A 6,717-nucleotide genomic window follows, 5' to 3' on the forward strand; every position below is an offset into this window, starting at 1 on the left:
CCACCAAGGAAAAGTAACTTTTATGTGCTCATAAATCTTATTTCGTATTCACTTTCCTTTGTCTTTCGGTCGTAGATTATCAGGGGAAGCATAAGAAGAATATGTGAGGTTTAAGCAAATGCGGTGATCGGGCATTATAATTTGGTGAGGCTATTATAAGTGGATAAAGATAGTCGTAGGTATAGGATCAGGTTAAATTGCATTTTCCCGGTTGCCTTCCCTGGCCTACCGGTTTCAGCTCAGATACTAAGACCAGCGGTAATACTTAAAATATTCCTCATTTGCAGCTATAAACTCCCTCAAACCGTTCATTAATCCCTTCTCAAACGCTGTCACGATAAACCGGTAACCGTCCAGTGTTTCAATGTAGTAAATACCGCCTGGTGTAATTCCAACATGCAACACCTCGGCTGTCATCATAAACTGGCCTTCCGGAAAATCATGCGAAAGGTAAATGAAACCAGTAGTGGCCGATGCGGGTGTGGCATTCACTAAGACCCCGTTAAACTGCTGCCCGTGCCTCGCCGGTACAAGCTCACTTCCCCTGGTTGACTTATCAAGCAGCCTCTTAACATCTTTTTCTTCTTTTAACGAGGTATAGACCCGCACATCACTGTCATCACCTGGGCGAGAGCCGGTGCCAACATGAGCAAGACGACGGTAAGCACTGCGCATATTAACGTGGCAGGATGCCCCTGCTCTACCCTGAAGCCTTACGCCAAAGTCTTCGCAAAGTAACAAAATCTGACGTAGCTGGTTTTCATGCACGGACGCTGAGAGTGAAAGATTGAAACAGGAAAAGGTCAGTTCTAAAACCTTTTCGCGTTTGTCATTGAAATGAGCTTCCAGCCTGATGACTGGCTTTTCCGACATTGCAAAAGCTTTGTCCGTTACTCTGTACCGGCATTCATCTCCGAAACATTCTTTAACAACGCTGGCTATGACCGTGTCGTGTTCTCCATCTTCCGGAGCTGGCACAAAGATTTCAAATTGTGCCGGTGTATCCGGCTCAAGCAGAACGGGATAGAGACGCGGAGAATTAAGCAAAGCGCATTCAGAATTAATGAGCTTAACCCAGGCGCTTTTGTCGTCCGGATCCTTAAGCTGCTGTCCAAGGTTATCGCAAAAGTCAACTATCTGACGGGTATGCTCATCCGTGACTGCACAGATCAGGTTAAGACCATGCGTGGCCATACGCAGTTCCCGGGTTCGGGACTGGGAATTGATCGACCAGGGGTTAAGTGAAAGCGAAATAGGGCTTATGGAAGGGACGACCGTCTCATTCTGCAAATCTGTAAGCTGGCAGTTCGCAGTAGGCTTCGGGGAAAGGGTACTAAATATGTAACTTGCCTGTTGTTTAGTACTGGCCTGGATATAAAACATCGCGTCCATGCTTGTATCCCGGGATGAAATTGAAAATAGCTTCATTTTTAACCTTAATGGATGAGCGATTTATAGTCATGTGCAGACAAATGAACATTATGTGCGCCATCATTCCATTCAAAGAATAATCGATACTTAGAGTTTACTCGAATGGAGGAATAACGGTTTGACGTCATTCTTAAGCGTTCATAACGCAAGCTGTTGGATAATAACTCCCGCTCACTCTGGACATTATCCAGCGTTTCAAGTCGACACAGAATTGCGTTAATAATTTCAGAAGGAATACCTGCCGTTGTTTTTCCATTACGGAAGAACTTTTCAAGCCGTCTGTCTTTAAATGAATGGATCATAGTTCCTCCGTAATAATTGACCTTAAAATTAAATTAAAAGGGCTTTGAATTAATGAATACCTAAAATGCGGGCGGCAACTGCCAGCTGCTTATCACTTAACTGACGCTGGTGGGTTAAAGAAGACTTAAGGCTTTCCAGAAAATTATTACTACTGGATTGTTGGGTGATTGCATCAACCATTTTTTGATGAGACCTGCACCATGCTGTGAACGCAGAACTGTGGGCGCTTTCAGTCCTTAAACGCTCGTCTTGCAGGGATGCTGACACTTTGCGGGCAGCTTGCGCATTAATGCGGTACAGCGCATTCAGCGTGTAAGCAGTACGGGTCGTTTCGAGGCTGTAACCCGTGGCTTTACAAGCCATACAGCGACTTCTATAAAAATGCTTACGCTCTCCCCGCCCATTGCATTTATCGCAAACAATACGAAAAGTATATTCCGCAGTACCTTTTACAGAATCAACACAGCGGATTTTTGCGCTGGAGATTTCAATTCCACTGCGATCATAATATTTGGTCATAATGTGATTCCTCCGGTTAGTTCTGGAGTAATCATGACAGAATGAATCTACTGGCTAATAACCTGAGAGTAAACATTTTAAAAAAACATTGAGAGAGGGTCTGCAAATTTATACACGAAGGATTCAAATATAATTTGTTTAAAAAATTAAGAGCATTCTGAAGTAAAATTGCATCAAAAAGCATTCATGGATAAATCATGTACTGGTGCCAGCGATTTAAACGAGGACATTGTTCCGGTGTAATTACACAGTTTAGCATCATAGATTATAACCAAAAGGAAGGAGTCCTTCCCGTCTCGGGAATATTACTTTCCCGTTTGCAGTTTAAGAGACACTTAATGAGAAAGTAATAATTAAGTCATGCTCAACTCTACATTTTACATTGAGGATGGCGTAACAGGGTACGGCATACTACCGTACCCTTGTGTAGGGTTTATGTTTGAGGGAATTCTATAGCAAATGTGGCCGTGCCAGATTGACCACTTACAGCGGGAGTAACGGGATATGTGCGCTCTTCACCATTACCAAGATCCAGTGACAGCGATTTAGTTTCACCAGGCTGGACCGTAACTCCGGCAACCGTAACGCCGAACTGGGCGTTTTTCTGAACAGTCAGGGTTCCGTTTAACTGTCCGGTAATGATAGAACCGTCCTGACGACGCAACACACTGGTTCGGATGATGGCCAGCGGCGTGTTGTCCGTTGCTTTCAGTGCTACGGCTGTGGCCAGCGTCTTGAGATTATCCAGCATAATCAGGTTAGCTGGCTGGTAGGTAAAATTAAGCGTTTTAGTGGTCCGGTTACCTGATTCGTCAATAGCCAGAGCCTCCAGATGATACATCTGTCCCGATTCGTCAGTATTGGGGAAGATTCTGGGGTATTCAGGAATAAAGACATCCTTGGATAGCGGCGTGAATGCAAGGGTGACCTTTTCAGAGTTAGGTCCACCAGCGAGCTGAAGCGATATCAGGGAAGCATCCCCAGAGGCATCAGTAACGCTTATGCGTAGGTTCTCAAGCCCTTTAACCAGTTTTCCTTCTGCGTCTGCGCCATTAAAGCTGAACGCAATAACCGGAAGCGTTGAGTCAATTTTCAGCGGTGCATTAAGCGTTTTGGTTCCTGTGTTTCCAACAAGATCCGTGGCAGACACGCTAACAACCGTATAATCCCCGTCCGGTAGACCAGCGTATGAGAAAGTGGCGTTTTTGGTTTTATAATCGCTTTCACTGACAGTCACAGGCTTCAGGGTGAAAGTTTCCCCCCGGGCATTTTTAAGGGTGGCTTCGAAAACTTTGGTATCCCAGTAGCTGATGTTCCAGGCGTTGACGCGATCATTATCGGTGGCCGTCATAGTGATTGTCTTGGAGGCCTTGTTTACCTGAGCGACATTAACCACCGGTGGGTTGTTATCCCAGATAACCGTAAAATTACCAGCAAGCGCATCGAATATGCTGTCACCATCTTTTCCCGAGTAAAGATGCAGATACTCAAATCCTTTGTCACTGGTGTAGTTGAAGTTAACCGTCATCTCGCATGAACTTTGTCCGACAGGAATAGTGCAGAACCAGGCTGCATTTTTTACCGTTCTGAACTTTTGCACGTATGGTCGGGGTTCTGCGGTTACCTTTATGCGGCTAATGGTGGCGGTTTTAACGCTGATTGAGGCCTGAGTTAACCACTCACTGGTATCACTCCGGTACATCTCTTTAGCCACTATCTTCGGGGCTATTTCCATCGCCGGGGCTGGAGTGAAGTTGAGGGAGTTATGATGAATTCGTCTTACTCCTCCCGCCAGAGTCTGAAATTCATGATAAGTATCCCCCACATTTGGATATATGTATTTGAAAGTATAGATATTATAAGTGCTATCGGACGTCTGGAAATTCGAGTCCGCCCAGCCATATTTGGAACCGTTAACAGCAGTAAAGTCACTTTTCTTCCTTAATACCCGTACGGAAATAGGGTTCTGGAAGACGGTCATGCCAGACTGATAGGAGACCCATGATCCGGTAGTGGCGTCCTGCACCTGGATGATATCGTCAGGCTTAACCCGATCAATTACGCTTCGGCGGCTTAGTTCGCTCCTGTTTCCCGCTTTGTCATAAAGGTAGATCCCCACTTTATATTCAGAGCGGTTTTCCGGTGCCAGGGCATTGCTGCTTGCGTCGGCGACTTGAACGGTTACGCTACCTTCCACTGTATTAATTTCCGCTGGCTTTTTACGCTCCACTCCAGCGGCATCGGTTATGAAATATTCAGCATTAGCAAGCCCGGAACCTTTATCACTCAGTCCATTAAAGACCAGTGCCTGGACGCTGGCGTACTGCATACCGGCTGGTACTGAAGTGAAGATCGCTTCGCTGCCAAAGTTCCACCCATTTCTCGTATAACTTATGGTACCCGTTGCCGGAGGCGTTCGGTCAATTGCAAGCGGGTAATCCTGCCGGGAGACCTCCTTCCCTTGCAAGTCGGTAATCACCTCTCTGAGGGTGAAGCTATCTTCTCCCATCGCTGGTACGGTCAGAGTCTTGCCGTAATAATCAAAGCCTGTCGAAGATGTGGTACGGTCATCAACGGTAACCAGGCTGCTTTTCGTGCTCCAGATGAGGCTCCCGTCACTTTTCAGCAGACTGAGCGTAATATAACGGTCCAGACCGGAAATAACGGCAACGTCAAAGCTCGTTACCGGATTAATCCATACGGATGCAGGCGATACGGTCTTTTTAACGTTCAGGGTATCTTTAAAGCTGAATTCTGCGATTTCAGCGGAAGCTCCTGCGCTGAAACCTGCATATGCAATAAGCAGGGCTAGTTTGATTTTCATGGGTTGTCTCCTGATCAGGTTCCCCATGATACTTTTTCAGTGTTCGTGATCTTTTCGGGAAAATAGCTATTTTTGATGTTTTTCTTTTCTGCCCGGCGGGACTTTTTTTGTTTACGTGAATGCAACAAAACCAGAAAAGTTACTTTTTGATAGGGTAAAATTAGGTTTCCCTAATTTCCAGAAGCAAGCGAAAGCAGAACTAGCTTAATAGCCATTAAGAACGCCATACCTATTGATAAATAACGCTCCTTACATTTAATGATTTGAGCATTTAAAAATGAATTAGCGAAAGAATTTTGGTTTGCTTTTTATTGCATGAGTAAAACAGTATTAATAATCCGGAGCCATTAGAACGTACTCTAAAGACTCCGGTATACAGATATCTTGCCAGTAAAAATGGCCTTACTCCTCATCATCCCCCAGCGCTTTTTTGATGGCGCGGCGGCGGGCTGCATCACCTACACGATATCCGACTGAATATACGTCATTCAACCGGCGCAGAATAAGATTTATTTCCTCATCCTGAATGTAGGCAGGTAAACACAGAACCACGTCGCCATCTTCATCATAGACTCGAACAACTTCCTTCTGCCCATCTCGCTCGCGAATAATCTGGACATGCTGAACCCTGGTGTATTCTGGGTTTACGCTCATTTTAAGTATCTCTCTGTAATTGTTGTTACCAGTTAGCTATAAGCCGGATAATTCTGGTATTCAGTGTTCTGCACAGCAATCGCCTGCTCGTGGATCATTGACACTGCCAGGCGGGCTTTAACTCGCTTGCTGGTGAGAAAACGCTTCACTTCTTTAAGTTCGCTGCCAGCCGACAGCATATTGAAGACATGCTGTTTGAGACTGTTGTTATTTTTGGCCACTTGTTTCTCCATCATCTTTGTACATGGTTATTTCAGGCTGGCCTGCCAGATCACACACGTTATCCATATGCTTTTGGACCCAGTCTGTTAGACCCAGACCTTCGGCCTTTGCCTGATTGACGTAACGCAGTTTACGTTCAGGGGTAACCCGCATCTGTAGTTGTGCCGTCGCTGGAACCGCCTCTTTCAGGGCGTTAAGGCCCCTCTGATCACGGGCCTGAATTGATGGTTTACCGCTAGGCATCTGATGTATCGCTCTCCCGGCGAGCGGTGGACAGCTCTATTTCTTTTGCGATAGCTTTATCTATGGCATCCAGCTGCATGGCAAACTTGATTTCAAGCGAACAGCGTAATGCCTTCAGGGCGCGTTCTTTGGTGCTGTATTGTGGTATGCCGTTCTGGCTACCATTCATGCCTCGCATGCGGCGGGAGGTTGCATCGACAACCTCTCCCTCTTCCCGTGTGCCGTGAACCGTAGTTCCGCTCCATGTCGGATAAACAGTGCCAGTGGCGGTGTTGAAGCTCCAGCCGTTTTGGTATTCCCCCGAGACCTCTGGTACGGGCATATCGCGTTCAACGCCATAGTCAGACCAGCGTAAAGCGCGGTTTATTCTGGCCTGTGCCACCAGCTCATCATACGCGGCTTGGGTGATGCTGCCAACTTACTGATTTAGTGTATGATGGTGTTTTTGAGGTGCTCCAGTGGCTTCTGTTTCTATCAGCTGTCCCTCCTGTTCAGCTACTGACGGGGTGGTGCGTAACGGC

The 6,717-nt window shown here is 46.3% G+C and carries 8 protein-coding genes; 1 reads left to right on the forward strand and 7 read right to left on the reverse strand.

What is annotated here, in order from left to right; all coding sequences use genetic code 11:
* Nucleotides 1–246 precede the first annotated feature (246 nt).
* The 7 genes from ACOTX5_RS23065 to ACOTX5_RS23095 form a co-directional block, all read right to left on the reverse strand.
* Nucleotides 247–1,392, reverse strand: coding sequence for a hypothetical protein (locus tag ACOTX5_RS23065; protein WP_000339750.1), 1,146 nt, complete (start codon nt 1,390–1,392; stop codon nt 247–249).
* A 44-nt stretch (nt 1,393–1,436) separates the two neighbouring features.
* The gene (locus ACOTX5_RS23070) at nt 1,437–1,733 is read right to left on the reverse strand and encodes a type II toxin-antitoxin system RelE/ParE family toxin (RefSeq protein WP_000581857.1); all 297 of its coding nucleotides are present in this window, start codon (nt 1,731–1,733) and stop codon (nt 1,437–1,439) included.
* A gap of 49 nt (nt 1,734–1,782) precedes the next feature.
* The gene (locus ACOTX5_RS23075; protein WP_000170639.1) at nt 1,783–2,253 is read right to left on the reverse strand and encodes a hypothetical protein; all 471 of its coding nucleotides are present in this window, start codon (nt 2,251–2,253) and stop codon (nt 1,783–1,785) included.
* Nucleotides 2,254–2,686: 433 nt separating this feature from the next.
* Nucleotides 2,687–5,077 carry an Ig-like domain-containing protein gene (locus ACOTX5_RS23080; RefSeq protein WP_171963454.1) on the reverse strand — a complete coding sequence of 797 codons (2,391 nt, stop codon included), beginning with the start codon at nt 5,075–5,077 and terminating at the stop codon, nt 2,687–2,689.
* Between the two features lie 402 nt (nt 5,078–5,479).
* Complete coding sequence (locus tag ACOTX5_RS23085; protein ID WP_000115760.1) at nt 5,480–5,731, reverse strand: hypothetical protein; 252 nt, start codon at nt 5,729–5,731, stop codon at nt 5,480–5,482.
* Nucleotides 5,732–5,763: 32 nt separating this feature from the next.
* Complete coding sequence (locus ACOTX5_RS23090; RefSeq protein WP_001107529.1) at nt 5,764–5,952, reverse strand: hypothetical protein; 189 nt, start codon at nt 5,950–5,952, stop codon at nt 5,764–5,766.
* Between the two features lie 236 nt (nt 5,953–6,188).
* Nucleotides 6,189–6,578 carry a hypothetical protein gene (locus ACOTX5_RS23095; RefSeq protein ID WP_000035942.1) on the reverse strand — a complete coding sequence of 130 codons (390 nt, stop codon included), beginning with the start codon at nt 6,576–6,578 and terminating at the stop codon, nt 6,189–6,191.
* A 76-nt stretch (nt 6,579–6,654) separates the two neighbouring features.
* On the opposite strand from ACOTX5_RS23095, the gene ACOTX5_RS23100 reads away from it, so the two are divergent.
* Nucleotides 6,655–6,717, forward strand: a 63-nt coding sequence (locus ACOTX5_RS23100; protein WP_001676991.1) for an IS1 family transposase, incomplete at its 3' end; no start/stop codon positions are given.

This window comes from Enterobacter cloacae complex sp. IR5441, assembly GCF_049238215.1.
In the GTDB taxonomy this organism is placed as follows: domain Bacteria; phylum Pseudomonadota; class Gammaproteobacteria; order Enterobacterales; family Enterobacteriaceae; genus Enterobacter; species Enterobacter hormaechei_C.